20 protein-coding genes and 1 pseudogene are annotated in these 26,469 nt (G+C 63.2%); 7 read left to right on the top strand and 14 right to left on the bottom strand.

The window, feature by feature from the left end; genetic code table 11:
- Positions 1–112: 112 nt before the first annotated feature.
- The 7 genes from glgB to ACN9MO_RS15145 form a co-directional block, all read right to left on the bottom strand.
- Entirely contained in the window at positions 113–2,323 is a 2,211-nt protein-coding gene (gene glgB, locus ACN9MO_RS15175) for a 1,4-alpha-glucan branching protein GlgB (protein ID WP_058325246.1), read from the bottom strand.
- On the bottom strand, positions 2,320–4,785 hold the full coding sequence (locus ACN9MO_RS15170; RefSeq protein WP_112996754.1) for a glycogen/starch/alpha-glucan phosphorylase: 2,466 nt from the start codon (positions 4,783–4,785) through the stop codon (positions 2,320–2,322). The genes glgB and ACN9MO_RS15170 overlap by 4 nt, the downstream gene beginning before the upstream one ends.
- A gap of 219 nt (positions 4,786–5,004) precedes the next feature.
- Positions 5,005–6,246 carry a vWA domain-containing protein gene (locus ACN9MO_RS15165; protein ID WP_058326677.1) on the bottom strand — a complete coding sequence of 414 codons (1,242 nt, stop codon included), beginning with the start codon at positions 6,244–6,246 and terminating at the stop codon, positions 5,005–5,007.
- Positions 6,247–6,424: 178 nt separating this feature from the next.
- Complete coding sequence (locus ACN9MO_RS15160) at positions 6,425–7,303, bottom strand: transglutaminase family protein (protein ID WP_093233532.1); 879 nt, start codon at positions 7,301–7,303, stop codon at positions 6,425–6,427.
- Positions 7,304–7,320: 17 nt separating this feature from the next.
- A complete protein-coding gene (locus ACN9MO_RS15155) occupies positions 7,321–9,729 on the bottom strand; it encodes a circularly permuted type 2 ATP-grasp protein (RefSeq protein WP_112996753.1) in 2,409 nt (802 codons plus the stop codon).
- On the bottom strand, positions 9,730–13,056 hold the full coding sequence (locus ACN9MO_RS15150) for a DUF2126 domain-containing protein (protein WP_112996752.1): 3,327 nt from the start codon (positions 13,054–13,056) through the stop codon (positions 9,730–9,732). It lies immediately after the preceding gene.
- A gap of 162 nt (positions 13,057–13,218) precedes the next feature.
- Positions 13,219–14,253 carry an aldo/keto reductase gene (locus ACN9MO_RS15145; protein WP_112996751.1) on the bottom strand — a complete coding sequence of 345 codons (1,035 nt, stop codon included), beginning with the start codon at positions 14,251–14,253 and terminating at the stop codon, positions 13,219–13,221.
- A 132-nt stretch (positions 14,254–14,385) separates the two neighbouring features.
- Here ACN9MO_RS15145 and ACN9MO_RS15140 point away from each other — a divergent pair, with 132 nt between their 5' ends.
- The gene (locus ACN9MO_RS15140) at positions 14,386–15,297 is read left to right on the top strand and encodes a LysR family transcriptional regulator (protein WP_112996750.1); all 912 of its coding nucleotides are present in this window, start codon (positions 14,386–14,388) and stop codon (positions 15,295–15,297) included.
- Here the strand turns inward: ACN9MO_RS15140 and ACN9MO_RS15135 are convergent.
- The 4 genes and pseudogenes from ACN9MO_RS15135 to ACN9MO_RS15120 all read right to left on the bottom strand — a co-directional run bounded on the left by ACN9MO_RS15135 (position 15,269) and on the right by ACN9MO_RS15120 (position 19,557).
- Complete coding sequence (locus ACN9MO_RS15135; protein ID WP_058325240.1) at positions 15,269–17,086, bottom strand: GGDEF domain-containing protein; 1,818 nt, start codon at positions 17,084–17,086, stop codon at positions 15,269–15,271. The two genes, ACN9MO_RS15140 and ACN9MO_RS15135, sit on opposite strands and share 29 nt — an antisense overlap.
- Positions 17,087–17,391: 305 nt before the next feature.
- The gene (locus ACN9MO_RS15130) at positions 17,392–18,159 is read right to left on the bottom strand and encodes a VOC family protein (protein ID WP_058325930.1); all 768 of its coding nucleotides are present in this window, start codon (positions 18,157–18,159) and stop codon (positions 17,392–17,394) included.
- A gap of 127 nt (positions 18,160–18,286) precedes the next feature.
- A pseudogene (locus tag ACN9MO_RS15125) lies at positions 18,287–18,725 on the bottom strand (DUF1579 domain-containing protein).
- A gap of 103 nt (positions 18,726–18,828) precedes the next feature.
- The gene (locus ACN9MO_RS15120; RefSeq protein WP_112996749.1) at positions 18,829–19,557 is read right to left on the bottom strand and encodes a DUF899 domain-containing protein; all 729 of its coding nucleotides are present in this window, start codon (positions 19,555–19,557) and stop codon (positions 18,829–18,831) included.
- A 61-nt stretch (positions 19,558–19,618) separates the two neighbouring features.
- Here ACN9MO_RS15120 and ACN9MO_RS15115 point away from each other — a divergent pair, with 61 nt between their 5' ends.
- Positions 19,619–20,065, top strand: coding sequence for a MarR family winged helix-turn-helix transcriptional regulator (locus tag ACN9MO_RS15115; protein WP_093233523.1), 447 nt, complete (start codon positions 19,619–19,621; stop codon positions 20,063–20,065).
- Between the two features lie 113 nt (positions 20,066–20,178).
- On the opposite strand, the gene ACN9MO_RS15110 is transcribed toward ACN9MO_RS15115, so the two are convergent.
- Positions 20,179–20,652 carry a MarR family transcriptional regulator gene (locus tag ACN9MO_RS15110; RefSeq protein WP_113132256.1) on the bottom strand — a complete coding sequence of 158 codons (474 nt, stop codon included), beginning with the start codon at positions 20,650–20,652 and terminating at the stop codon, positions 20,179–20,181.
- Between the two features lie 438 nt (positions 20,653–21,090).
- On the opposite strand from ACN9MO_RS15110, the gene ACN9MO_RS15105 reads away from it, so the two are divergent.
- Complete coding sequence (locus ACN9MO_RS15105) at positions 21,091–21,495, top strand: GFA family protein (protein ID WP_057254613.1); 405 nt, start codon at positions 21,091–21,093, stop codon at positions 21,493–21,495.
- Between the two features lie 20 nt (positions 21,496–21,515).
- Here the strand turns inward: ACN9MO_RS15105 and ACN9MO_RS15100 are convergent, their stop codons facing one another.
- Together ACN9MO_RS15100 and ilvD are read right to left on the bottom strand one after the other, a co-directional pair.
- Positions 21,516–21,944, bottom strand: a complete 429-nt coding sequence (locus tag ACN9MO_RS15100) for a lipocalin-like domain-containing protein (RefSeq protein WP_057254614.1) — start codon at positions 21,942–21,944, stop codon at positions 21,516–21,518.
- Between the two features lie 159 nt (positions 21,945–22,103).
- Positions 22,104–23,942: a dihydroxy-acid dehydratase gene (gene ilvD, locus ACN9MO_RS15095; protein WP_057254615.1), complete on the bottom strand. Its 1,839-nt coding sequence runs from the start codon at positions 23,940–23,942 to the stop codon at positions 22,104–22,106.
- Positions 23,943–24,243: 301 nt separating this feature from the next.
- Between ilvD and ACN9MO_RS15090 the strand changes: the two genes are divergently transcribed.
- The 4 genes from ACN9MO_RS15090 to ACN9MO_RS15075 all read left to right on the top strand — a co-directional run bounded on the left by ACN9MO_RS15090 (position 24,244) and on the right by ACN9MO_RS15075 (position 26,259).
- Positions 24,244–24,738 carry a hypothetical protein gene (locus ACN9MO_RS15090; RefSeq protein WP_058325235.1) on the top strand — a complete coding sequence of 165 codons (495 nt, stop codon included), beginning with the start codon at positions 24,244–24,246 and terminating at the stop codon, positions 24,736–24,738.
- An 11-nt stretch (positions 24,739–24,749) separates the two neighbouring features.
- On the top strand, positions 24,750–25,688 hold the full coding sequence (gene dapA, locus ACN9MO_RS15085) for a 4-hydroxy-tetrahydrodipicolinate synthase (RefSeq protein WP_113132257.1): 939 nt from the start codon (positions 24,750–24,752) through the stop codon (positions 25,686–25,688).
- Positions 25,689–25,774: 86 nt separating this feature from the next.
- Positions 25,775–25,966 carry a hypothetical protein gene (locus ACN9MO_RS15080; RefSeq protein ID WP_058325233.1) on the top strand — a complete coding sequence of 64 codons (192 nt, stop codon included), beginning with the start codon at positions 25,775–25,777 and terminating at the stop codon, positions 25,964–25,966.
- A 32-nt stretch (positions 25,967–25,998) separates the two neighbouring features.
- Positions 25,999–26,259: a hypothetical protein gene (locus tag ACN9MO_RS15075; protein ID WP_112996746.1), complete on the top strand. Its 261-nt coding sequence runs from the start codon at positions 25,999–26,001 to the stop codon at positions 26,257–26,259.
- The last annotated feature ends 210 nt before the right edge of the window (positions 26,260–26,469 follow it).

Genomic DNA, 26,469 nt, shown 5'->3' with positions numbered 1-26,469 from the left:
CCCAATCATTGACTTCCGGGGTCGTCACGGCGGCTTTTGGCGACGCCTTGCGGCCCTCGAATTTTACAGTCTCGTTCCGCCTGCCGATTTCGGGGGGCGGACCGGATGAAGTTTACTCCTGCTCCAGCATCAGTGTCGCCAGCGGCGGCAGCGTGATGTTGGCCATGATCGCTCCCGTGGTGCTCTTCCCGGCATAGACGGCGCCGCCGTTGCCCTTGCCGCTTCCTCCGTAGATTTCCGCGTCAGAGTTGAGGATCTCCTTCCAGCGACCTTCAACCGGCAGCGGGATGGCGTAGCTCTCCCGGTACACGGGCGTGAAATTGGTGATGACGGCGACGAGTTTTTCACCGGGCGCCTTGCGCAGCCAGGCAAAGACCGAATTGTCGCGGTCGTCGGCAAGCAGCCACTCAAAGCCGTCGCCTTCGCAATCGCGGGCATGAAGGGCGGGCTTGGCGCGGTAGGTGCCGTTGAGGTCACGCACGAGGCGCCGCATGCCCTCGTGCAGGTGATATTCGAGCAGGTTCCAGTCGAGCGCGCGCTCCTCGGACCATTCGCGCCATTGCGCGAATTCCTGTCCCATGAACAGGAGCTTCTTGCCGGGATAGCCCCACATGAAGGCGTAATAGGCCCTGAGATTGGCGAACTTCTGCCAGTCGTCGCCGGCCATCTTGGCGATCAGCGATCCCTTGCCGTGCACGACTTCGTCATGGGACAGCGGCAAAACGAAGTTTTCGCTGAAGGCGTAGAGCAGGCCGAAGGTCAGGTCATTGTGGTGGAACTTGCGGTGCACCGGCTCGCGCGACAGATATTGCAGCGTGTCGTGCATGAAGCCCATGTTCCACTTGAAGCCGAAGCCGAGACCCCCGGCATGGACCGGATGCGATACATTCGGCCAGGAGGTCGATTCCTCGGCGATCGTCAGGATGCCCTTATGGGATCCGTAGATTTCCGTGTTCAGCGTCTGCAGGAAGCGAACAGCCTCGAGGTTCTCGTTGCCGCCATACTCGTTCGGCACCCACTCGCCGTGCTTGCGCGAGTAGTCGAGGTAGAGCATCGAGGCGACCGCATCGACGCGCAACCCGTCGACGTGGAACTTCTCCGCCCAATAGAGCGCGTTGTTGACGAGGAACGACAGGACTTCCTGGCGGCCGAAATTGTAGATTGCTGTGTTCCAGTCCGGGTGAAAGCCCTGGCGCGGGTCCTCGTGCTCGTAAAGTGCCGTGCCGTCGAACCAGCGCAGCCCGTGCTCGTCGGTCGGGAAATGTGCCGGCACCCAATCGAGGATGACGCCGATGCCCACCTTGTGGCAGCCGTTGACGAAACGGGCAAAACCTTCCGGCTCGCCGAAGCGGGCGGTGGGCGCATAGAGCCCGGTCGTCTGGTAGCCCCAGGACGGATCGAAGGGAAATTCGGAGATCGGCAGGAACTCGATATGGGTGAAGCCCATGTCGACGCAATAGGGAATCAGCCGGTCCGCCAGTTCGTCCCAGGAGAGCATCTCGCCATTGTCGCGGCGCTGCCAGGATCCGGCATGGACCTCGTAGATCGAGATCGGCTGGCGACGGGCATCGACCGTTGCCCAATGCTTGCGATGTGCCTCGTCGTCCCAGGTTTGCGCAATCTCCGGCGTCGTCACGGAAGCGGTGTTGGGGCGAAGCTCGGAGCGCCGGGCAAAAGGATCGGCTTTCAACGGCAGCCGCGTACCGTTGCGATCGAGGATCTCGTATTTATAGGCGAGGCCGCCTTCGACGCCGGGAATGAAGATTTCCCAGATGCCGGTGTCGGTGCGCAGCCGCATGACGTGTCGCCGGCCGTCCCAGTCGTTGAACTGGCCGACGACGGAAACGCGCTTGGCATTGGGTGCCCAGACGGCGAAGTGGTAGCCGTCGGCGCCGTCATGGTGGATCGGGTGCGCGCCCATCTTGTCAAAGAGCCGGAGGTGCGAACCTTCGCGGATGTAGTAGTCGTCCATCGGGCCGAGCACCGGACCGAAGCTATAGGGATCGACGACGATCCATTCGCCGCCCTCATTGCGGGCGCGGTAGCGCACCGGCTGGGGTTTCTTCAGCGACACGGACCCTTCGAAGAAACCGGCGTCGTCACGTCGCTCGAGCGTGCCGAGTTCCTTGCCGGCGAGCGTTTCCACCGTCACGGTCTCGGCATCGGGGATGAAGCAGCGGGCAAGGACGGCCTTGCCGGCGGGGTGCACGCCGAGGACTGCGAAGGGGTCTTCGTGCGTGCCCGAAAGAATGGCCGCGATATCCGGCGCTGACAGCAGACCTGAAGCTGCGGGTTCCGGGTCCTTGCCGGCCGAAGGCGTCATCCAGCTCTCCAGATTTCCCCGGCATATTGCCGGATGGTGCGATCGGATGAGAACCAGCCCATCCGTGCGGTGTTGCGGATCGCTTGCGCATACCAGTCGGACGGTGTCGTCCAGAGCTGGTCGATCTCGCGCTGCGCCTTGGCATAGGCCTCGAAATCGGCCGCAACCATGAACCAGTCGTGATTGTAGATGCCGTCGATAAGACCGGAGAAGCGGTTGCGGTCGTCCGGCGAGAAGACGCCGGAGGCGATCGCCTGCAGTGCCTGCGACAGCTCGCGCGATCCTTCGATGATGGCGCGCGGATTGTGGCCCTCGGCGCGGGCCTTCGTCACCTCTTCGGCGGTCATGCCGAAGATCTTGATGTTTTCCTCGCCGATCCAGTCGCGCATCTCGACATTGGCGCCGTCAAGCGTGCCGATCGTCAGCGCGCCGTTCAGCGCGAACTTCATGTTGCCAGTGCCGGACGCTTCCATGCCGGCGGTCGAGATCTGCTCGGAGAGGTCGGCGGCCGGAACCATGATCTCGGCGAGCGAGACGTTGTAGTTTGGCACGAAGACGATCTTCAGGAGGCCGCGCACCGCCGGGTCGTTGTTGACGACGCGAGCGACGTCGTTGGCGAGTTTGATGATCAGCTTGGCATTGTGATAGCTGGGCGCCGCCTTGCCGGCGAAGAGCTTGACGCGCGGGACCCAATCGAGCTCCGGATGCGAGCGGATCTGGTCGTAGAGCGCCACCGCCTCGATGATATTCAGAAGCTGGCGCTTGTATTCGTGGATGCGCTTGATCTGGATGTCGAACATCGCCGACGGATCGAGCCTGATGCCGAGCCGGCTCTGAACGAGCTGGGCGAGGCGGACCTTGTTGGCGCGCTTGACGGCGGCGAAATGCTCCTGGAAATCCGCCTTGTCCGCAAAGGCATCGAGTGCCTGCAGCGCCTCGGTATTGTCCATGAACTCGTCGCCGATCGCGTCGCGGATCAGGCCGAAAAGACCGGGATTGCACTGCATCAGCCAGCGGCGCGGGGTGATGCCGTTGGTCTTGTTGTTGATGCGATCGGGATAAAGCCCGTGCAGGTTGGCAAAGACCGTTTCCTTCATCAGCTCCGTATGCAGTGCCGAAACGCCATTGATCGAATGCGAACCGACGAAGGCAAGGTTGCCCATGCGCACGCGACGTTCGCCGCTCTCGTCGATTAGCGAGATGTTGCGGATCTCGTCGTCCGTTGCGCCCTTCTGCCGGCGAGCCTCGATCAGGATCTTGGCGTTGATCGCGTAGACGATCTGCATGTGGCGCGGCAGCAGCCGCTCGATGAGCGGCACCGGCCAGCTTTCGAGCGCCTCCGGCAGAAGCGTGTGGTTGGTGTAGGAGATCGTGCGGCGGGTGATGTCCCAGGCCTGCTCGAAATCGAGGCCGTGCAGATCCGTCAGGAGGCGCACCAGTTCGGCAACGGAGATGGCCGGGTGGGTGTCGTTCAACTGAATGGCGACGGCGTCCGGCAGCGAGGTGAAGTCCGGATATTGCTGCAGATGCCGGCGCAGGATGTCCTGCAGAGAGGCGGAGGAGAAGAAATATTCCTGGCGCAGCCGCAGTTCCTGGCCGGCAGGCGTCGCGTCGGCGGGGTAGAGAACGCGGGTCAGGCTTTCCGCCTTGTTGCTCTCCCGCAGCGCGCCGATGTGGTCGCCGGCGTTGAAGGCGGCAAGCAGGATCGGGTCGATCGGCTGCGCCGTCCAGAGGCGAAGCGTGTTGACACGCTTTGCCCGCCAGCCGACGGCGGGCGTATCGAAGGCCGTGGCGATGACGCGTTCGGCCGGCTTCCAGACGAAACGCTGGATTTCCTCATCGACATTGGCGGTTTCGACGATGCCGCCGAAGCCGATTTCGTAGGAGCTTTCGCGCCGCTCGAACTCCCAGGGATTGCCGTGGGCAAGCCAGGTTTCCGGCAGTTCCACCTGCCAGCCATCGGCCATCTGCTGGCGGAAGAGGCCGTGCATGTAGCGGATGCCGTAGCCATAGGCGGGCACGTCGACGGTCGCCATCGATTCCATGAAACAGGCGGCGAGACGGCCGAGACCGCCATTGCCGAGCGCCGCATCCGGCTCGAGTTCGGCAACGACATCGATATCGACACCGAGCGAAGCGAGCGCATCACGCATCTCGTCCATCAGGCCGATATTGGTCATGGCGTCGCGCATCAGGCGGCCGATGAGGAATTCGAGCGAGAGGTAGTAAACGCGCTTGGCACCGGTCGCATAGGTCTTGCGGGTGGAATCCATCCACTTGTCGGTGATGCGGTCGCGGGCGACCAGGATCGCGGCCGTCAGCCAGTCGTGCGGCTTGGCAACCTTCGGATCCTTGCCGATGCGATACTTCAGGCGTTCGAGGATTTCGACGGCGAGCTGGCCGGGTTCGGACGACCTCAGGGCGGGCTGCGGCACGTCGTTGGTGGAGAGCCTGTTCATCATGAAACTGTCTTTACCCTTTTGCGTTGGGAGGTCGCAGGCCGGACCCGACCGGGGATAAAGGCAATTTATGCATCGATCCGAAGCGCTTGCAACAGATGTTTTTAAATGGATTAGAACTGTCTCAAACGGTGGGAAGTCGTTGGTGGAGCAGGCCGGCGATACCGAAAGCAAATGCCGCCCGGCAGGACCGGGCGGCAAGAAGGGCACGGGTTTGGTGTTTTATTTCGTCAGGCGCGTAGCCATGGCCGAGGCTTTTTCACCGATCGCCTTGAAGGCTGCGATCAGATCGGCGGCTTCTTCCGCCTGGAAGTAATTCGCTTCGGTCGTAGCGCAGGCCTTGAGCAACGCCTTGCCGCGATCCGGCGCCATGAATGCGACGGTATAGACCTGAACTTTGTTCTTTCGTGCGGTGTCGCACCACGTCAGGGTTGTCGTGTCGTCGCTCGTGTTGTTGTTGTCGCCGTCGGTCATGAAGACGATGTACTTTGTGGGAACCTGGCCGTTCTTAGCCTTGTGGGCGTCATCCTCGGTCGTCGCGGCAACGCGGTTGTAGGCTGTCTTGAACGCGTTGCCCGATGCCGTGCCACCTGTTGCGACAAGGGCGTTCACATAAGTCGAGGTGCCGGTTGTACCCCATGCGAGGTTCCCTGCCGTGTCCTGCGCGGAATTGTAGGAGACGGCCGCCGTGCGGACATACAGAGTGTTCGGGTCGGCGGTGTTCAGCTGCTTGACCAAATCGCCGACAGCGCTTTTCAGCGCGTCGATCTTCGTCACGTAGCAGGGGTTGCTTGCCTTCAGGTTCGGATACTTGCTCCAGTTCGATTCCGTGTAGTTCGGGCACGACGTCTTGGTCGTGTCCTTGGTATTGGTCTTCCAGGCCATGGAGCCGGAGCGGTCGAGCACCAGATACATCGAGAGCGCATTCTTGCTCTCTGTCGCGCTTTCGGCGGTGGCACGGGTTTCGATGTTGATTGATGTCTTTCCGAGCAGGCGTGTCATCGCGTTGAACTGGAACGTCTGCTTGTTCAGGACCGTGACGTTGTAGGCCCTACCGGTAGGGCCATTGCTGCTTTCAATGATGTCGATGACCGGCTGGCCGGCCGTCGACGCTTCCGCCGAAGCGGTTTTGGCCAGCGATCCCGTGCCGCCTGGATCCTGCCCGCCAGGAACGTCGACGGCGGTGCCGCCCGACTGGTTCTTGAGGAAGGCCGCGGCTATTTCCTTTGCCTTCGCAATCGTCGGTGGATCCTTCGCAACCAGAGAAGAGGCCGCCGCAAGCGCTGCGGCATCCGCTGCATCCTGCATTTGGTTCTTGGCCGTCATCATGCCGGCCATATCTATGGCGACGCCGCCGGCTGCCAATATCAATGGCGCTGCGAGTGCGGCCATAATGCCGAAATTGCCACCCCGGTCCTTGAGCATCGCTACGAAGGACCGGCCTACAGTGTATCGTCTTCCCATCTTTGCACACCCCAAAGGAACACGTTGCAAGCTTGCGGGCATCAATAGCGTCGATGGCTTACGATTTCGTTCCGGCGATCGCTGCAATTTTAACGGAATGCAGGAAAACCAGTGCTTACAGCGGGTTCCGCGGCATATGCCGTGTATGAAAATGAGAATTGTGGTGTGTCAATTCGGGTCAGGGCACGGGAATGACGTCGACGGCCTGTTTCGTCGTCTGGCTGCCATAGCTCTTCAGGACCCCGATGACGGGCGCAACGTCGCCATAGTCGCGCCCGTGACCGACGACGATATGGTCGGTTCCTGCCGGAATATTGTTGGTCGGGTCGAGTTCGAGCCAGCCGCCTGTGGTACCGCACCAGATCCGCACCCAGGCGTGCATGGCGTCGGCACCCTCGAGGCGTTCCTTGCCGGGTGGAGGGATTGTCCGCAGGAAGCCGCTGACATAGCCGGCGGGGATGCCGAGGCTTCGCAGCGCCACGATCATTACATGGGCGAAATCCTGGCAGACGCCGCGCTTCAGTTTGAACGCCTCGCCCGGCGTCGTGTTCACCGTCGTGGCCTCGCCGTCATAGGTGAAATCGTGGTGGATGCGCTCGCAAACTGCCGCGGCGATCTGTCGGACCGTCATGGTGTCCGTGACGATTGCCCGCGCATAGGCGGCAATGTCAGGTGCTTCCGGCAGGAGCGGGCTTGGTCCCGTGAAGTGATGCGGTGCGTCGGCGTCGACGGACCAGCAAGCGGAGAGCTCGGCCGGCAGGCCGGCGAGGTCAGGCGAAAAATCCGCGGTCAAAAGCTGCGACTCTACTTGTACCCGCGCTTGCATGCGGATCGTCAGGTCGTCGTGAGAGGACCGAAACAGGATCGAGGTGAACGGGTTGGCGAAGAAGTCGATGCTTTCGGCGCGCTCGGCCGGCATTGGCTGGCAGCTCAGCGAACCGACGATGAGCCGTTGGCGACCGGGGAGCGTCGCCGGCATCACGCGCACGAGATGGCGCCCGCCGGAAACCGGTACTTCATAGTCATAGGTGATCTTCAGGCTGATATCGTAGAGCATGTCCGTCCCTTCGCCCGCTAGCCGAGATAGGTTCGCGCGAGCAGATCGGACAGGCTTTCGAGATCCCGCTCCAGGCGATTGTAGACACCCAGGTTCATCGCTTCCGGCGTCATCACCGCGAGGCCCGAATGCAGGCGCATCGCCTCGCGGTAGAAGGGTGACATCTGCCCGTTGACGAAGGCGTTCGGCAGCAGTTCCACCTCGGTCTTGATCTCGTTCAACTGGTAGAGCACCGAGCGCGGGTTGAGCGGGTCGAGCGCCAAAAGATCGGTCACGGTCAAGGCGGCGGTGCTGACATTGTAGCGCCGGCGGTGGGTCATGACGCTGTCGCCGATCTCGAGCAGCATGTCATAGGCGCCGTCGGGCGCATCCGGGCCCGACATATGGCCGAGCAGCCGCGTCATGTGAAGGCCGCGCTCCAGGTATCGGCCGATCGACAGAAAGCGCCACCCGGTGAAACGGTACATGTTTTCATGCACGAGACCGGCAAAGCCGGCGAGCTTGCGGAGCAGCACCGTCATCGCGCGGGTCGCATCGTCGCCGGCCTGCACCGTCGCGTGAAACTTGCGCGCCGTCTGCGACAGGTCGTTGAGCGCCAACCATCCGTCCGGGGAGAACCGGTCGCGGATGTTGCCGGCGCTGAAAAGGGCGCTGGAGATGTTGGCAAGCAGACTGTCGGGCACCGCCTGGCGCGTGTCGATGTCCAGCGCGCCGAGATAGTCGCTGACATCCCTCAGGAGCGGCAGGTCCGGATCGGCGGTTTCGGCGAAGCGGCCGTGCCAGGCGCGCAGGATGCGCAGCGCCCCTTCCGAACGCTCGATGTAGCGGCCGAGCCAGAAGAGATTGTCGGCTGCGCGGCTCGGCAGGCTTCCCGGCATGTTGCGGGTAAAGCTTTCCTCAGCCGGAAGCAGTGTCGTGCGTTCCACCGGCCGGTCGCTGACGATCCAGACGTCGGCGGCAGTGCCGCCTGCCTGCATGGCGATTGCCGCGACATCGTCGCCGGAGCCGATGCGGGCGAAACCGCCGGGCATGATCTGCCAGCCGTCACGGGTGCGTGCTGCAAAGACGCGCAGGCTCATGGGCCGTGGCGTCAGCCGGCCGCGAACCCAGGCGGGGGTGGTCGAGAGCGTGACGACCTCCTGGCCGACGAGATTGCCGCCCTCGGCGCCGAGCCAATCGGCGATCGAGGCGCGGGCTTTCTCGTCGAGCGTGGCGCCGAGCACCGACTGGCCGTTGTCATCGAAAAAGGGGCGCGTCGCATAGGCCGGGCCGATGACCATGCGATCGAGGTTGGCAGCGACCTGTTCGCGCTCGGCCGGCTGTCCGCACCACCAGGTGGCGATCGAGGGCAGCTTCTGCTCCTCGCCGAGCAAATGGTGGCAGATCGCCGGCAGGAAGGCGAGGAAGGCGCGTGTCTCGACGATGCCGGTGCCGAGCGCGTTGACGATCGAGACGGAGCCGGCGCGAAGCGCCTCGACGATGCCGGGTGTGCCGATATGCGAGGACTGGTTGAGCTCGAGGGGATCTGCAAAGGCCGCGTCAAGGCGGCGCCAGAGCACGCCCACCGGCTTGAGGCCGGCGACGGTTCGCACCATCACCCGGCCGCCCAGGACCGTCAGGTCTTCACCTTCAAGCAGCATGAAGCCCAGGTAGCGGGCGATATAGGCGTGTTCGAAATAGGTCTCGTTGGCGATGCCGGGCGAAAGCACGGCGATGCGGTCATCCGGATGCAGCTTGCGGCTCTGAAGCGCGTCTCGGAACTCACCGAAGAAGCCCGCCAGTCGGTGGACATGAGATTCCGCGTAGAGATTGGAAAAGGCGCGCGTGGTCGCGACCCGGTTCTCCAATGCGAAGCCGGCGCCGGAGGGCGCTTCCGTGCGGTCCGAAAGCACCCACCAATTGCCGTCGGGGCCGCGGCCGATCTCGAAGGATACGAAATGCAGGAAATGACCATCGGCCGGCTTCACGCCGACGAGCGGCCGCAGGAACTCCGGGTTTGAGGCGACCAGTGCCGGCGGCAGGAGGCCCTCGCGCACCAGCCGGTTCTCGCCGTAGACATCGGCGACCACCTTCTCCAGGAGTTCGGCACGCTGCACGAGCCCTTGTGAAACCGTTGCCCATTCCTTCTCGTCTATCAGGACGGGGATATGCGACAGCGGCCAGTTCCGGTCAGAGGCCTCCTTGGCACCGTAGACACGGTAGAAGACGCCAGCATCGCGCAGGTAGCGGTCGGCGCGGGCGAAGCGGTTGGCAAGTTCCGTTTCGTCGAGCCGCCCCAGGGTCGCGAGTAGCCGCTGCCAGACGGGGCGGACATTGCCCTCCCGGTCGAGCATCTCGTCGGCGATATCAGGAAGGGCGCGGTAACCGAACACCGGATCGTCCTCGGTGCCCCGATGGCTCTCGGCGGCTGTTTGCTTTTTCGCCATTTACGCTCCTGGCGGACGCCTGAGATCAAGCGTCATCGGGAATTCCATCGACGGGCTTTCCGGGTGAAGCGGATATCCTCCTGGCGTATGACCCCAGGGCTCGAACCGCGACAGGCGCCGAGCCTCCGCCTCGTTGCCGTTGACCGGAAACGTGTCGTAGCTGCGCCCACCCGGATGGGCGACGTGGTAGATGCATCCGCCAATCGCCCGATTCGACCATGTATCATAGATATCGAATGTAAGGGGAGTGTTGACCGGCAGGACCGGGTGCAGGCCCGAGGCCGGCTGCCAGGCCTTGTAGCGGACGCCGGCAACAGCCGAGCCGTTGGAGCCGGTGCGCGTCAGCGGCACGGGCCGGCCGTTGCAGGCGACCGCGTAACGCTCGGGGTTGGCGGTATCGAGCTTGACCTGGAGGCGCTCGACCGAGCTATCGACATAGCGCACTGTGCCGCCGATCGCGCCCTGTTCGCCCATCACGTGCCAGGGTTCGAGCGCCTGACGGATTTCGAGCCTGGCGTCCTGGTATTCGACCTCGCCGCAGAAGGGGAAACGGAACTCGAGCTGGGCCTCGAACCATTCAGGCTTCAAATCGAAGCCGTGGGCGCGAAGATCGGCCAGCACTTCGAGAAAATCCTGCCAGACATGGTGCGGCAGCATGAAGCGATCATGCAGCGTCGTCCCCCAGCGCACGAAGCGGCCATCAACAGGGTGTTTCCAGAAGCGGGCGATGAGCGCGCGCACCAGCAGTTGCTGAGCAAGCGACATGCGGGCGTTCGGCGGCATCTCGAAGCCGCGGAACTCGACGAGGCCGAGACGCCCGGTCGGACCATCCGGCGAGAACAGCTTGTCGATGCAGATCTCGGCACGGTGGGTGTTGCCGGTGACATCGACGAGCAGATTGCGGAACAGCCGATCGATCAGCCAGGGCAGGGGTGGTGGGGTCGCCGAACCCGGCATCGGCACCTGGGCAAGCGCGATTTCAAGCTCATAGAGCTGATCGTGCCGGGCCTCGTCGATGCGCGGCGCCTGCGACGTCGGGCCGATGAACAGGCCGGAGAACAGATAGGAAAGCGACGGGTGGCGCTGCCAGTGCAGGACGACGCTCTTCAGAAGATCCGGACGACGCAGGAACGGGCTGTCATTGGGATTGGCGCCGCCCACGACCACATGGTTGCCGCCGCCGGTACCGGTGTGGCGCCCGTCGATCATGAACTTGTCGGCGCCAAGCCGGCTCCGCCGCGCCTCTTCGTAGACCGCCGTGGTGATGTCGACGCAATCCTGCCAGCTGGCAGCCGGATGGATGTTGACCTCGATCACGCCCGGATCCGGCGCAACGCGGATGACGTTGATGCGCTCGTCCTGAGGCGGCGCATAGCCCTCGATGTGCACGGGCAGTCCGATCGCGGCTGCAGCGCGTTCCGCGGACGCGATGAGGTCGAGATATTCCTCGACGCTGGCCATCGGCGGCATGAAGACGCAGAGCCTGCCGTCGCGCGGCTCGACGCTGATGGCGGTGCGCACCAGCCCGGCTATTTCGTCGCGTGGCTGTGCCTGCGGGCTTTCCGGTACTTCCGCGGCTTGAAAGCGGGAATGCTGCGGGCGGGCGCTGCTTTCGGCGAAATCAGGCAGATCGTTCCGGGGAACGGTCGGGTCGACCGGATGGATATAGGGATAGGCGGAGGGCGCGACATAGGGCAAGGCGCCGAGCGGCAGGCGATAACCGACGGGGCTGTCGCCGGGAACGAGGAAGATGCGGCCGCGGCGCGTCTGCCATTTCTCGCTCATCCACCGCACGCCAGTGGCACGCGCATTCCAGGCCTGCACAGGCAGCACGTAGCCGGTCGGTGCCGTCAGGCCGCGTTCGAAGACGCGGGCCATGCGGCTGCGCTCTTCGGGGTCCTTCAGCTTGGAATTGGAGGGATCGACGTTCTCGGGGAGGTTTGCCTCCTTCAGCAGCCAGTCGGCGGGATCTTCGAAGGCCGGTTGGACCATCTCGGTCGGCACGCTCAATTCGCCTGCCATCAGATGCAACAGACGTTCGGCGTCCTTCGCGGTGACGTCGTGGTGGCCTGCCTCCTCGGCGATGAGGTCGGGGCGGCGCCAGATCGGCACGCCGTCCTTGCGCCAGTAGAGCGAGAAGGTCCAGCGCGGCAGGCTTTCGCCGGGATACCACTTGCCCTGGCCATAGTGCAGGAAACCGCCGGGCGCGAAGCGTTCGCGCAGGCGGCGGATCAACGCGTCCGCCTTCTCGCGCTTGGTCGGGCCGACCGCGTCAGTGTTCCACTCCTCGGACTCGAAGTCGTCGATCGAAACGAAGGTCGGCTCGCCGCCCATCGTCAGCCGTATGTCGTTTTCCTGGAGCACGCGATCGACCTGTTCACCGAGCGCGTTCAAGGCTTCCCAGCTTTCGTCGGAGAACGGCTTGGTGATGCGCGGATGTTCCGCGACACGTGTCACCTTCATGTCGAAGGCGAAATCGGTTCGGGTGTCGGGATCGCCGAAGAAGCCGCCGGAGATCGGCGCGGCGTTGCGATAATGGGGCGTTGCGGCAAGCGGAATGTGGCTTTCGCCGGTCAAGAGGCCCGAGGTGGGGTCGAGCCCGACCCAGCCGGCGCCGGGCAGGTAGACCTCGGCCCAGGCATGCAGGTCGGTAAAGTCGTGGTCGGTGCCCGAGGGGCCGTCGAGCGCCTTGAGATCGGGCGTGAGCTGGATGAGATAGCCAGAGACGAAACGGGCGGCGAAGCCGAGATTGCGCAGGATCTGGACCAGCAGCCAGCTCGAATCGCGACAGGAACCGCGGGCCGACGTCAAGGTGTCCTCCGGCGTCTGGACCCCGGGCTCCATGCGGATGACGTAGCCGATCTCCTGCTGCAGGCGCGCATTGAGCCCGACCACCATATCGATCGTGCGTTGCCGCGCGCGGTCGACTGTCGCGAGGAAAGCGCCAAGCGCCGGCCCGACCGGTTCCGGCGTCATATAGATCTCAAGATCATCGCTGAGATCTGCAGGATAGGGGAAGGGCCAGTGTTCCGCCTCTTCTTCGACGAAAAAGTCGAAAGGATTGTAGACGGTCATGTCGGCGACGAGATCGACCTCGATCTTCAACTCGCTGACCGGATCGGGAAAGACGAAGCGGGCAAGGTAGTTGCCGTAGGGATCCTGCTGCAGGTTGACGAAATGATTGGCGGGCGAAACCTTCAGCGAGTGGCTGATGACCTTCGTCTTGGAATGAGCCGCAGGCTTCAGCCGGATGATCTGCGGCGACAGCCTTACGGGACGGTCATAGGTGTAGTGGGTCAGGTGATAGATACTGGCCTTGATCGACATGCCGAATTTGATCCCCTTCGTGGTAGGTCTTGCGCCCCCATCTCCGGGAAGTTTGTGCAATGCAAAGTAAGAAAGCAAGCGCGAAAGTGGCTGAGGAAAATCAAGGCGCTGCAGCGCTTTCGCACGCCCGTTCAGGCGTGCGAAAGACTGGCTCCATTGCGGTTAGACGAGCGGCGGGTTGATGCGTGCAAACCCTTCCTGGCGGTAATAGGGGAAGTAGGGATAGGCCGGCGTCGTCTTGCTCGCTTCATCGAGTCGGGCGATCTGTTCCGGCGACAGCGACCAGCCGACTGCACCGAGGTTCTGGCGGAGCTGCTCCTCGTTGCGGGCGCCGATGATGACGCTCGAAACGGTCGGGCGCCGCAGGAGCCAGTTGATGGCGATCTGCGGAACCGTCTTGCCGGTCTCTTCGGTCAACTGGTCGAGCACGTCGACGACGTCGTAGAGCTTCTCGTCATCAACCGGCGGGCCGAAGGCCGCGGTGTCGTGCAGGCGGCTGCCTTCCGGCCAGGGCTGGCCGCGGCGGATCTTGCCGGTGAGGCGGCCCCAGCCGAGCGGGCTCCAGACGAGCGCGCCGACGCCCTGGTCGGCCGCAAGCGGCATCAGTTCCCACTCGTAGTCGCGGCCGACGAGCGAATAGTAGACCTGGTGGGCGACATGGCGCACGAGGCCGTGCTTCTCAGAGGCGGCCAACGACTTCATAAGCTGCCAGCCGGCGAAGTTGGAGGCGCCGACGTAGCGTAGCTTGCCGGCGGCAACGAGGTTGTCGAGAGTCGATAGCACCTCTTCGACCGGCGTGCCGGCGTCGAAGGCGTGCAGTTGCAGGAGGTCGATGTAATCGGTGCCGAGCCGCTTGAGGGCGTCGTCGACGCCTTTGATCAGGCGCGCTCGCGACGTGCCGGCATTATTCGGCCCATCGCCCATTGGCAGCGCGATCTTGGTCGAAATCAGCACGGCATCGCGCCGTCCCTTGATCGCGGCGCCGAGCACGCTCTCGGAGGCGCCGTCCGAGTAGACGTCGGCCGTGTCGAAGAGGTTGACGCCGGCTTCGAGCGAAATGTCGATCAGTCGTCGCGCTTCGGCTGCGTCGCTGTTGCCCCAGGCGCTGAAAAGCGGCCCCTTGCCGCCGAAGGTCCCTGCGCCGAAGCTCAGGGCCGGCACCTTCAGTCCCGATGATCCAAGCCGTCTGTATTCCATGTCTTCAATCTCCTCGTTGGCTTTGTTCGCGCGAGACACCGGCCGTCGATGCTCGCTTCAAGGAGAAGGTGGTGTTGGGTTCATTTGCGATGTAGAGCTCATGAAGGAACATCATTTGTGAGTTGAAGTCACATGTCGCGCTTGACGATCAATCGTTCGGGGGAGATGGCGGTTTTTGCCAAGGTGGTGGAGCTTGGCGGCTTCTCGGCTGCGGCAAAGGTCTGCTGCATGACGCCCTCGGCTGTCAGCAAACTCGTCCAGCGACTGGAGGAAAGGCTTGGCGTCCGGCTCGTCAACCGGTCGACGCGGCGGCTGCAACTGACGGCGGAAGGCTGCGTCTTCTATGAGCGGGTCGTACGCATCCTCGCCGACATTGATGAAGCGGAGCGCTCGGCGGGCGCCGGCGAAACGCCGGAGGGCCGGGTGCGCCTCAATGTCAGCGCGTCCTATGCGACGCATGCGTTGATGCCGGTGCTGCCCGAATTCCTGGCGGCGTTTCCGTCGGTCTCCCTCGATATCCTGCAGACCGATGCCGTGGTCGACCTGATGGCGGAGCGGGTCGATATCGCCGTGCGCGCCGGACCGCTCAAGACATCGAGCCTGATCGCACGCAAGCTCGGCACCACATCGATGACGATCGTCGGTGCCCCATCCTATCTCGATCGTTTTGGCGTGCCTCAGACCATCGAGGATATCGAGGTGCACAACCGGCTGAGCCATAGCTACGCACGGGCGTTCGATGGCTGGCCGTTGCTGTCGAATGAAGAGCAGATCGTTCTGCCGCCGACGGAACGGGTGCGGGTCAGCGATGGCGAGGGCTTGCGCCAGCTTGCGCTTGCGGGTGTGGGCCTTGCCCGGCTTCCGACCTTCACGGTCAGGGAAGATATCCAGGCCGGCCGGCTGCTGCCGCTGGTCGAGCATCTCAATCCCGGTGATATCGAGACTTTTCATGCCGTGTTTCTCGGCCAAGGCGGAGCCTTGCCGTCGCGTGTGCGGGTCGTGCTCGATTTTCTGGCTACGCGCGCGCGGATTTCGTCTTTGTGAAGTGGGAAAGGGTCGCCTCTGCCGGGTGGCCGCAGACGCGGTTGCGGCCTTCGGATTTGGCGCGATAGAGCTCCGTGTCGGCGCACTCGATCAGGTGCTTCCAGCCGCCGTTTGCGGTTCGGCCCTCCGCCACGCCGAAGCTGGCGGTGACCTTCAGTTGCTGTCCATCCGCAACGACGATCGGCTCGCGCGCAAGGTTGGCCCGGATCCGCTCCGCCAGCGCAAGGGCCGACTCGATGTTGTCGCCGGGCGTGATGACCGCGAACTCCTCGCCGCCGAAACGGGCGACGAGATCGGAGTTGCGCACGGAGTTGCGGATGACGCGGGCGATTTCCTTGATCACGATGTCGCCGACCAGATGGCCGTGGGTATCGTTGATCTGCTTGAAATGGTCGATGTCCATCAGGATCAGGCAGGCGTCCTGGCTGCTGTCGGCCGTGTCTTCCGCGCCGCCGATGAGCTCCAGCGCCCGGCGGTTGAGCAGGCCGGTCAGCTCATCGGTTTCAGCCTGATGTTCAAGGTGCTGCATCAACAGCGCGCGTTCGTCGAGGCGTTTGCGCAGCACGTCGATCGCGTCGAACAGGCGCCCCATCTCGCCTTCACCGCCCTTGCCCTGAAGGCGGGCGATCGGCCGGTCGTTGGCGAGCTCGATGATGCTGTGGCGTGCGATGAGCAGCGGTTCGAAGACCAGCGAGCGGGCGCGGCGCATCAAAACCAGCAAGACCAGGAACAGGGCGAAGGTCGCAAGGCTGGCGACCGCTAGCTTGACCGAGGCCCTCGTCTTGTTTGCCGCAAGCCGCGCGACGGTCGCATCCATGAAGGCACGGCGAAGATCCTCGAGCGGCTTCATCTTCGGGACGAAGCGGTCGGTCAATTGCTCGGCGGTCATTGGATAGGCGCCCGATTGTCTGCCGATGGCGACGATGCTGTCGATGATCGCAAATCCTTCGCCGAAGAATTCGCGGTCGATCCTGGCGAGATCTGCGATATTGGCCGGTTTCAGACCGGGAAGGGCGCCGGGCTTGCCGACGATGGACCAGATTTCCTGCAGCCTGCCGCGTGTGCGCTCGCTATCGGCGATGTTCTTTGCTTCGAGCGGCTGGCCGACAGCAACCGGGGCCATGACCTGCGAGCCGAGGCGACCGCCGTCCTCGCGCAGATTGGCGAGCATCTGTGCCGCAAGTGCGATGCCGGCAAGGTTCGCGTCGGTGTTGGTCAGGCGTTGGATGTTCCAGTCGATCGCCGGGCGAAGCGCGTCGATGACGCCGAACATTGCCTCGATCGTCGCCTGGATCTCCGTCAGGTCCCGCTGTTCGGGCGGAAGCGCGGCAATGCGGTCGATCTCGGCGCGCGCCAGCATCAGGCGGCGGCGAACTTCGACCAGAATGGGCGAGAGGGCGCCGGCAGGTTCGGTGCGGCTGGCACCGTCGATGTCCTCGGTGAGCTTGGCGAGCGCCGCGTCGCTGCGGGTACGAAACTCGGCAAGCCGGGCCTGGACCGGCGAACCGGGCGCCACGCCGATGCCGAGCACGCCATTGGACGGGCCGCGCTCGGCCGAGAGGTAGTTTGCAGCGTCGAGCACGCGGCAGAAGGCCATGACTTCGGTCAGGTTGCGGCGAGCGATGACGAAATCGCTATAGGAGGCGGCGATGATCTCGGTGGCGAGCACGCCGGTGCAGGCAACGACGATGGCGAGCAGCCATTGGAGCTTGCGGCGCAGCGCCTTCGCCGTGCGCGCTTCTGCAACGCCCGTTTCCGGGGGCGTATAGCTGCCGCCTTTGTTCTTCATTTACGCGAAGTTGCTCCACTCATGTCGCCGCTCATCGCTTGGGCTGTCGCGACAATTCTTGTCGTGTGACAAGAAACCCATCCGAAATCAGTGTGCTCGTTGCCCCTGTTATCGTATAAGGTGTTAAATAACCTTGAAATACCCTGAAATACTAGGGGTCGCGCCGCAACCGAGGGATGCGCGTGGTGCAGGGCAGCGGCTTGCATTCCGTCACCGCACAGCGCCCATCGGATAGAAAAGAGGCCCGCCTCCTGATGGGAGGCGGGCCCTGTCTCATGCGCGTGCTTGTCGGTTGACGCGACCGTTCAGCGCTTCGGCGCGACCAGCGCGAAAAGGGCGCCTTGCGGGTCGAGCGCCTGGACGATCCAGGCGCCGCCGGGCACCTCCATCGGCTCGAGCACGACCTTGCCGCCACCGGCCTTGATACGCTCGATCGATGCGTCGAGCGCAGGCACGTTGATGTAGTAGAGCCAGTAGGGCGCGGGCACTTCCTTCGGCTTGGTCATCATCCCGCCGATCGGGGCGGCGCCATGGGCAAAGATCTGGTAGGTGCCCATCTCGCCCATGTCCATGCCCTGGTCCTTCGTCCAGCCGAAGAGCTCGGCGTAGAAGGGGAAGGCGGTGTCGAGGTCGCCGGACGCGAGTTCGTGCCAGCCGACGAGACCGGGCGCCATCGGATCGGTGACCGGCGGCGGATCGCCCGTTCCCTTGAAGATCGCGAACACGGCGCCGTGCGGGTCGGTGACGACGGCAAAGCGCCCAATGCCCGGGATATCATCCGGCGCCCGATGAACCTTGCCACCCTTGGCAGCGATCTTGGCGGCGGTCGCATCGACATCATCGACACCGACATAACCGAGCCAGGCGGGTGGTACCTTCATTTCGAGCGCACCTTCCGGCATCGTCATCAATCCGGCAACCGGCAGCTCGCCGATATTGAACAGCGTGTAGCTCATGCCGGGCATGCCGGAATCGCGGGCATTCCAGCCGACGACGTCCTTATAGAAGGTCTCCGCCGCGGCCATGTCCGTCGTCATCAGTTCATACCAAACAAATTTGCCGTGATCTGCCATTGCCTTCCTCCAGTTTGCTTGGCGCGGCGCATTTCGTGCCGCTTGGTTGCATGTTCGAATGGGCCGACGTCGGAGCGGGTTGAAGCGGGACGCGGCCGGGAACCGGGCACGGTCGCTCGTCCCGCGGTCAATCCCGGCGCAGGTATTCCGCCGTCATCATGTCTTTCCAGCTTCCGTCCGGCGCCTGCACTTGCGCCGTCAGCAAGCGCCGGGAGTGATCGAGGAGCGTTATGACGTCCCGGTACCGCGCGGTTCTGCCGGGGTTTTCCTTCCGCATCCAGTTCGCCGTCATAGACCCACATATGGGTCAGCATGGAGCCGACCCAGGTACCGATGTAGCGTTTCGTCTCGGGATTGTAGCCGAGCGTCATGAGCGTTTCGCCGAAGCTGCCGCCCGGCATCGTTCCCTGACCTTCGCAGACGATCCAAAGGCCATGAAGCGAGCGAACGTGTTCGGTCCAGGGGCCGCTCCCGTCGGGCTCGCCATCGGATCCGGCCGTGCGAACCTGCCAGTCGCCCAGCATTTGTTCGAGCCAGCGATGCGCTTCTTCCGGTTCTGCTTTCACGGAATTTCCTTCTTGGTCCGGGCGCAGGTCATCGGCCCGGCACGCGAGCGTTCTGGAAACGATTTCGCAGGCGAAAGGTTCCGCCCGCGAAGGACGAGGAGGATCAGCCTGCCTTGCGCCCGCGCACCTTTTCGTACTCGTCGTGGCGGCGGACGAAGCTCATGGTGTGGTCTTCGTTGCGGCCCTTCGGCGCGCGGTCGAGCAGCATCAGCGTGCCGACCAGTTCCTCAAGACCGCGGGCATAGGACGAATAGGTGTGATAGATCGCGCCGTCCTCGCCTTTCTGGAAGGCGCTCAGTCCTGGCAGTTCCTCATGCGCGTTGGCGCTTTCGATCTCGGTGAAATTGTAGGCGACCTTGCCGCTTGCCAGTTCGTCAGGAGAAAAGGCGACGTGGTAATCATGGTTGAAGCCGTTGCCCTCCGCAGAGACCCAGGGGAAGTGCCAATCCATGCGCTTCCTGTAGGCTTCGATCTTCGCCAGCGGCGCATTCGATGCGGCGATCAGCGTCACGTCGTGGTGGTTGAGGTGTGGCAGCATGCCGGCGAAGTGGTCGACCAGGAAGGAGCAGCCGGGGCAGCCGGCCTCCCAGGTGGGGCCGAACATGAAATGGTAGACAATGAGCTGACTGCGACCGTCGAACAGTTCGGACAGCGACTTGCGCCCGATCACCGTGTTGAAAACGTAGGTCTTTTCCATTTTCACCCAGGGCAGAGCCAGCCGGGCGGCATTGACCTTGTCGCGTGCGTGGGTGTGTTCCTTTTCCAGCGCGAGCAGTGCTTTGCGCGCTTCCAACCACTCCTGAGGCGATACGACTGCGTGGTCCTGTCTCATGCCCGTTCCTCCTTCCAACGTTGCACTTGACTAATTACGTTGATATCAACATTAATCAGCCATGTCAAAGATGCCTTTAATTCCATTCGAGACCACCCTGCATGTGAAGGATACCTGCCTCTGCCTGCATGTGCAGCGTGCCGCGCGTGCCATAGCCCGCCGGTTCGATGAGGCGCTGCGGTCCCTCGATATCACCAACGGGCAGTTCTCCCTGCTGATGTCGCTCAATCGTCCGGCGCCTCCGAACATGGGATCGGTTGCGTCGCTGCTCGCCATGGACCGAACGACGCTGACTGCGGCGCTGAAGCCCTTGGAACGGCGGGGCCTGATCGAGATCTTTCCAGATCCGGAGGACCGAAGGTCGCGGCGGCTGCGACTGACGCAGGAGGGCGCAGCGCTGTTGGCGCGTGCCATACCCATCTGGAAGGCATTGCATGAGGCGCTCGATCCGGTGCTTGGCGAAGGTGGACCGGACCGCCTGCGCGCGGATCTCCTGACACTGGCTTGAACGGCGGTTGCTTAGAGCGCCGTGCGTTCAAGTGAACGCACAAAGGACGCTCTAGCACTTTGAATCTAGAGCATCTTTCCGCCTCCAGTGATTCCACTTGAGAGCGGGATGCTCTAGGGCGCGGGATCTTCCGGTGAGAATCGTTCCTTGAGGACTTCGATGATCTCCGCCATCAAGGCCGAGGCCTGTCGCAGGCGTCTTTCACCCAATTCGGCACCGAGCCTGTCGGCCCAGGCCGCCTGCCGCACTTTGATTTCGCGCAGCGCCGTTTCGCCGGCCGCCGTCAGGACCATGAGTTTTGCCCTTTGGTGGGTCGGATTGTCTCTGTAGGCGATCAGGCCTTCGGCTTCCAACAGGTCGGCGATGCGCTGCACGCCCTGGCGCGCGAGGCCGAGGGCGCGCGCGGCATCGGCGACCGACATGGGGGCGTGGTTTGCTGCTGCCAGTACCTGCCAGCGGGCGCTCGTCTGTCCGGAAGGTTTGGCAAGTGCGTCGCCGGCCCGCGTCAGCGGACCGGCAAGCCGCAACGCGGTTATCGCAAATTCCGCAAAGGCGTCGCCGGCGTGCGTGCGTTCAGGGTCTTTCATGTTGACAGTGCCACCCGTTGTGTGAAATTTTTTTGCATGACATTATGTTGTCATGCTGAGTTGGTTTCAGCAAGTCCTTTCAGCAAGGGAGAAGAGAGCATGGCGAAGAGGACTTACAAGGGCAACTACCATTGCGGCAAGGTGCGATAGGAGGCGGCTTTCGATCTCGATGCCGGGACGACCAAGTGCAATTGCTCCTTCTGTATCAATGTCGCCACCCTGGATGATGTCGATCGTGTCGGTGGATTATCTGGATGGCCGAAACGACCGATGGGATGAAAGACCTCTCTGACGGGCGCACCGAACAATTGCTTTCAGTTGACAACATATTGTCAATGTGGCAAACGAATTGCATAAGCTGTCATCTGACAGCGTGTTGTCAAATTGGTGGGCGGCAAAGTGGGGTCTGCCTGGGCCCGGAAAGCAGGAGTGACGGTTATGAAACTGACCTATAAGGGAAGCTGCCATTGCGGAAATATCCGCTATGAGGCCGATGTCGACCTCGATGCCGGCACCGGCAAGTGCAATTGCTCGATCTGCTGGAAGCGGCGCTATTGGGGGGCAATCGTAAAGCCCGACGGTTTCCGCTTGCAGTGTGACGAAGCCAACATCGCCGACTACCAGTTTAGCAGCAACAGCGTGCATCACCGTTTCTGCAAGATCTGTGGCGTCGCGGCCTTCGGCCACGGCTACATCGAGGAGATCGGCGGTGCCTATTATTCGGTCAACGTCGCCTGCCTCGACGATCTCGATCCGGCGGTGCTCGCCGACGCGCCGGTGCAATATATGGACGGACGCAACAACAACTGGTTCCACGCGCCGGCCGAGACGCGTCATCTCTGACGTCTGGAAATGGCGGCTGGTCACATCCGACGAAACTCGAGATTGTATGTGACCTCTTCTCCAGTCCGGGGGTCGATGGCTGGTGCGCCGTAGATCACCAGCCTGTCGCCTTCCACGTAGAACGGGCGGATCAGATCGGACATGCCCCAGGCCGGGTTCCAGCTCGCATCCAGCTGGTGGATTACCCGGCCATCCTCAAGCCTGTAGGATCCGGCATAGGCGAGCATCGAATCGAAGAGCGCCGCCTTTTCGTCGCTCGTCGGTACGGCGCCTTTCAATGCGGGGCGATCACGCCTCACCACGACGGCGCTGACGCGGCCATCGGGATAGTAGGAGAGGTAGCCGATAGGATCGGCCCCCATGGCATCGCTGGTTTCGCCGGTGGCGACAACCTTGCGTTTCCAGGAGAGCATCTTCCAGGTGCCGAGCAGTTCGGAAGCGTTCGCCATGACCCACCTGTTTTAATCTTAGGGTAGCCTAAAATAACAGATGCACGCGGCCGGGCAAAGAAGGCAGCGGTGCGGAACGGGCCAGAGCCTGACATCCGGCCAAAGAAAAAAAGGCCCCCGAACATCGGGAGCCTTCGGACTATCTCTGTTTTTTTCGTCTCAGCGGTCGCCGAGGTCGCGCACTGCTCCGCGGTCGGCCGAGGTGGCGAATGCGGCATAGGCCTTGAGCGCCGTCGTCACCTTGCGCTTGCGCTGCTCGGCCGGCTTCCAGCCCTTGGCGTCCTGCTCGGCGCGGCGGCTCGCAAGCTCCGCCTCGTCGACGCGCAGGCTGATCGTGCGGTTCGGGATGTCGATGTCGATCATGTCGCCTTCGCGCACGAGACCGATCGTGCCGCCATTGGCCGCTTCTGGAGAAACGTGGCCGATCGAGAGGCCGGAGGTGCCGCCGGAGAAGCGGCCGTCGGTGATCAGCGCGCAAGCTTTGCCGAGTCCCTTCGACTTCAGGTAGCTCGTCGGATAGAGCATTTCCTGCATGCCCGGGCCGCCCTTCGGGCCTTCATAGCGGATGACGACCACGTCGCCGGCCTTGATCTCGTTGCCGAGGATCGCCTTGACCGATGCATCCTGGCTTTCGAACACGCGGGCCGGGCCGGAGAACTTCAGGATGCTCTCGTCGACGCCGGCGGTCTTCACGATGCAGCCGTCGATGGCGATGTTGCCCTTAAGCACAGCGAGGCCGCCGTCCTTGGAGAAGGGGTGTTCGACCGAGCGGATGACGCCCTTTTCGCGGTCGGTGTCGAGCTCGTCCCAGCGCGACTCCTGGCTGAAGGCAACTTGCGTCGGGATGCCGCCCGGCGCCGCGCGGAAGAAGTTGCGCACCGTTTCGCTCGATGTGCGAGTGATGTCCCATCGGTCGATGGCGTCGCCGATCGTGGCGCTGTGGACGGTCGGGCAATCGCGGTTGATGAGGCCGCCTTTCTCGAGTTCGCCGAGGATCGACATGATACCGCCGGCGCGGTGCACGTCTTCCATGTGCACGTCGCTTTTCGCAGGCGCCACCTTTGACAGGCACGGAACCTTGCGCGACAGCCGGTCGATGTCGGCCATGGTGAAATCGACTTCACCCTCATGGGCGGCGGCGAGAATGTGCAGCACGGTGTTGGTCGAACCGCCCATGGCGATGTCGAGCGCCATGGCGTTTTCGAAAGCCTGCTTGGAGGCGACGTTGCGCGGCAGGACGCTTTCGTCCTCCTGCTCGTAGTAGCGGCGGGCAATATCGACGACCAGATGGCCGGCCTCGACGAACAGGCGCTTGCGGTCGGCGTGGGTCGCGAGCGTCGAGCCGTTGCCGGGCAGCGACAGGCCGAGGGCCTCGGTCAGACAGTTCATCGAATTGGCGGTGAACATGCCGGAGCAGGAACCGCAGGTCGGGCAGGCGGAGCGCTCGATGACCTTGACGTCCTCGTCGGAAACATTGTCGTCGGCGGCGGCGACCATGGCGTCGACCAGATCGAGCGCATGCGTCTTGCCGTGCAGCACGACCTTGCCGGCTTCCATCGGGCCGCCGGAGACGAAGACGGCGGGGATATTGAGGCGGAGCGCCGCCATCAGCATGCCGGGCGTGATCTTGTCGCAGTTCGAGATGCAGACCATGGCGTCGGCGCAGTGGGCATTGACCATGTACTCGACCGAGTCGGCGATGATCTCGCGCGACGGCAGCGAATAGAGCATGCCGTCATGGCCCATGGCGATGCCGTCGTCGACGGCGATGGTGTTGAATTCCTTGGCGACGCCGCCGGCCGCCTCGATCTCGCGGGCGACGAGCTGGCCGAGATCCTTGAGATGCACGTGGCCCGGCACGAACTGGGTGAACGAATTCACCACTGCAATAATCGGCTTGCCAAAATCGCTGTCCTTCATGCCCGTCGCGCGCCAGAGGCCGCGGGCACCGGCCATGTTACGGCCATGGGTGGTGGTACGTGAGCGATAGGCAGGCATGGGCATGTTCCTTCACGGACAGGGCATTGCGCGAAATATGGCGATCCTTATCGCCACAGAAGGGGCTACCTAGCGCAAAATTGCGTGCACGTCATCTTTTACGTCAGATTATTTCGACGCCGCGCGCCTGCATTTCGCGGTGTTTTCAGTCCCTTCGAACGTCAATCTAGCCGCGCGTGAATGCCTTGGACAGCACCAATCGGAAGGCTTTACGGAAATCTTATGCCGGGTGCCCGAAGTCGGAATCGAATCCGGGCGCCTGATGGAGCTAGGTTCCCCTCATCGAATACGGATGAGTTCCATGTCTCTTCACGATTTCAGCTTGCGTCATCATGTCCGGAGCCTTCTGCCCGATACGGGGTTGCGCCAGCGGCCCGTTACTGTCGAGGCGAATGCAGATCCCCTGGATGTGCTGCTGCTGCGGCTGAGCGCGGTTCGCCGCCTGCGTGAGCACCATGTCTGGGAGGCTGTCCGCGTCATCCGGGAACTGCCCGGTCTCGCCGTGGACGAGTGGCCGTCGCGTCGGTTCCGCGATCTGATGGCGGCCGATGCCCTGGTCGATGCGGTCATCCACCTGTCGTCTACGACTGAGGCAAAGCTCTGTCTCAGAACACTCAGCAACGAACTCGGGCTTTGGACCTGTGCGCTGCGTTATCAGCCGCCAGGCGCGGGCCGGCTCACGTTCAAGGCGCGGCATGCCGATCTGGCCGCCGCGATCCTCGGCGCCTTCCTGCGTTCCTGCCGCGGCTATCAGCTTGCCATCGCGGCTACCGACCGCGGCCAGTTTCCCACCTGAAGGATATTTCCATGAACATGCACTCGTTGCGCCTCGACGGGGCGATCACGGCGCTCGTCACACCGTTTCGCGACGGCAAGGTCGATGTCGCCGGTCTGATGTCGCTGGTCGAATGGCAGATACGCCACGGCATCTCCGGCATCGTCGCTTGCGGTACCACCGGCGAGGCGCCGACGCTGTCGCGTACCGAGCGGACAATGGTGATCGAGCGCTGCGTCGAGGTCGCCGAGCGGAAGATCCCCGTTATCGCCGGAACCGGCACCAACAGTACCGAGACGACGATCGACCTGACGGCGGAAGCCAAGGCGCTCGGCGCCGATGCGGTGCTCATTGTCGCGCCCTATTACAGCAAGCCGTCGCAGGAGGGGCTCTATCGGCACTTCGAGGCGGTCACCAGGGCGGTCGATTTGCCGGTCATCCTCTACAACGTGCCCGCCCGCACCGGCGTCGATCTGACACCGCGAACGCTCGAGCGGCTGGCGGAGCTTCCCGGCATCGTCGGCATCAAGGATGCGACCGGCGACATCGGCTGGCTTCTTTCGATGTCGGCTGAGCTGAAAAACTGCCTTCGTCCGCTTTCCGGCCATGACCAGACGGCGCTGCCGTTCAATCTTTGCGGCGGACACGGCACCATATCGGTGGCGTCCAATGTCGTTCCGCGGCTGGTGGTGGCGATGCATCAGGCAATCACGACCGGCAATACAGGGGCGGCGCTTGCCATCCATGAACGGATAAGGCCGTTGCTGGTGGCGCTCGAGCGCGAGACCAATCCGGGACCGATCAAATATGCGCTGCACCTGGCGCGGGCCCTCAGCCCCGAACTGCGCTTGCCATTGACGCCGGTTGCGGCGGAAACGGCGGCCGAGATTCGTGCGGCACTCGAGCCGCTCACCGAACTTCCGTCCTCCACCCATATCGGCCGCGGCGTCCGCATCGCGCTCGCGAGCTGAGTTCCCTCAACAATTCCCGTCCTGCCAGCATCCCCTCATTCGTTGAGCTCGGTGCGCGGGACCTTATGTCAAAAAGGAGACAGATCATGTCACGCTTGCCGCATCTTGCCGCTCAGGCCGAACAGCGCCGACGCGCCCAGGGCAACGAAAACATCGAGAACCGCCAGGATAACGACAGCGCGGTTCGCGACGCCTTTCTCGGCATCGGCGTCCGCCTCGGTATCGTTCTCGGCCTTGCCTATGGCATCCAGGCCGCCATTCCGTGGATTGCCGGTTAAGCCTTTTTCCGATCAACGAGGATCATTCCATCATGGACAGTACGCAGCAGATTCGGCGTGGTTTTCGCGCGCGCGCACGTTTCGTCGTTGGCCGCGATAGGCACGGCTGGTGGGTCGTTTCCGACCGCAAGGGCGTCGTTGGCGGCCTCTTCACCAACGAGACGGCGGCGATCCACTTCGCCGTCGAGGCCAGCGATCGGCATCCGGAGGAGGTGTGCCGCGCGCCGGAAGGTGCAGCCATCGATCTCGATACGTTTTCCCGTCCACCGAAGCCGCGCCGTGCCCACTCCTGACAGCGCTTGAGGCCGACATTGCCGACGAACCATTGCCGGACTGTTCGATCGGGAAACCGTCGGGAGGCCCTGGAGAAGGCCGCATTCGCGGTCTCCCATCGAGATTGTTGCTGTTGCTTGCAAAGCAGGTGACGCGGGTCCATTCTTTCGAAGCCATCATGTCCCGGCTGGCTCCGCATTCGCCGTGCCAGCCTGGTTCGTTCGAAGGTT

Origin of the sequence: Ensifer sp. R-19 (genome assembly GCF_049905105.1) — a bacterium.
Lineage (GTDB): Bacteria > Pseudomonadota > Alphaproteobacteria > Rhizobiales > Rhizobiaceae > Ensifer.
Note: the sequence above shows the minus strand (reverse complement) of the source record. Positions and strands in the feature narration are given on the sequence as shown.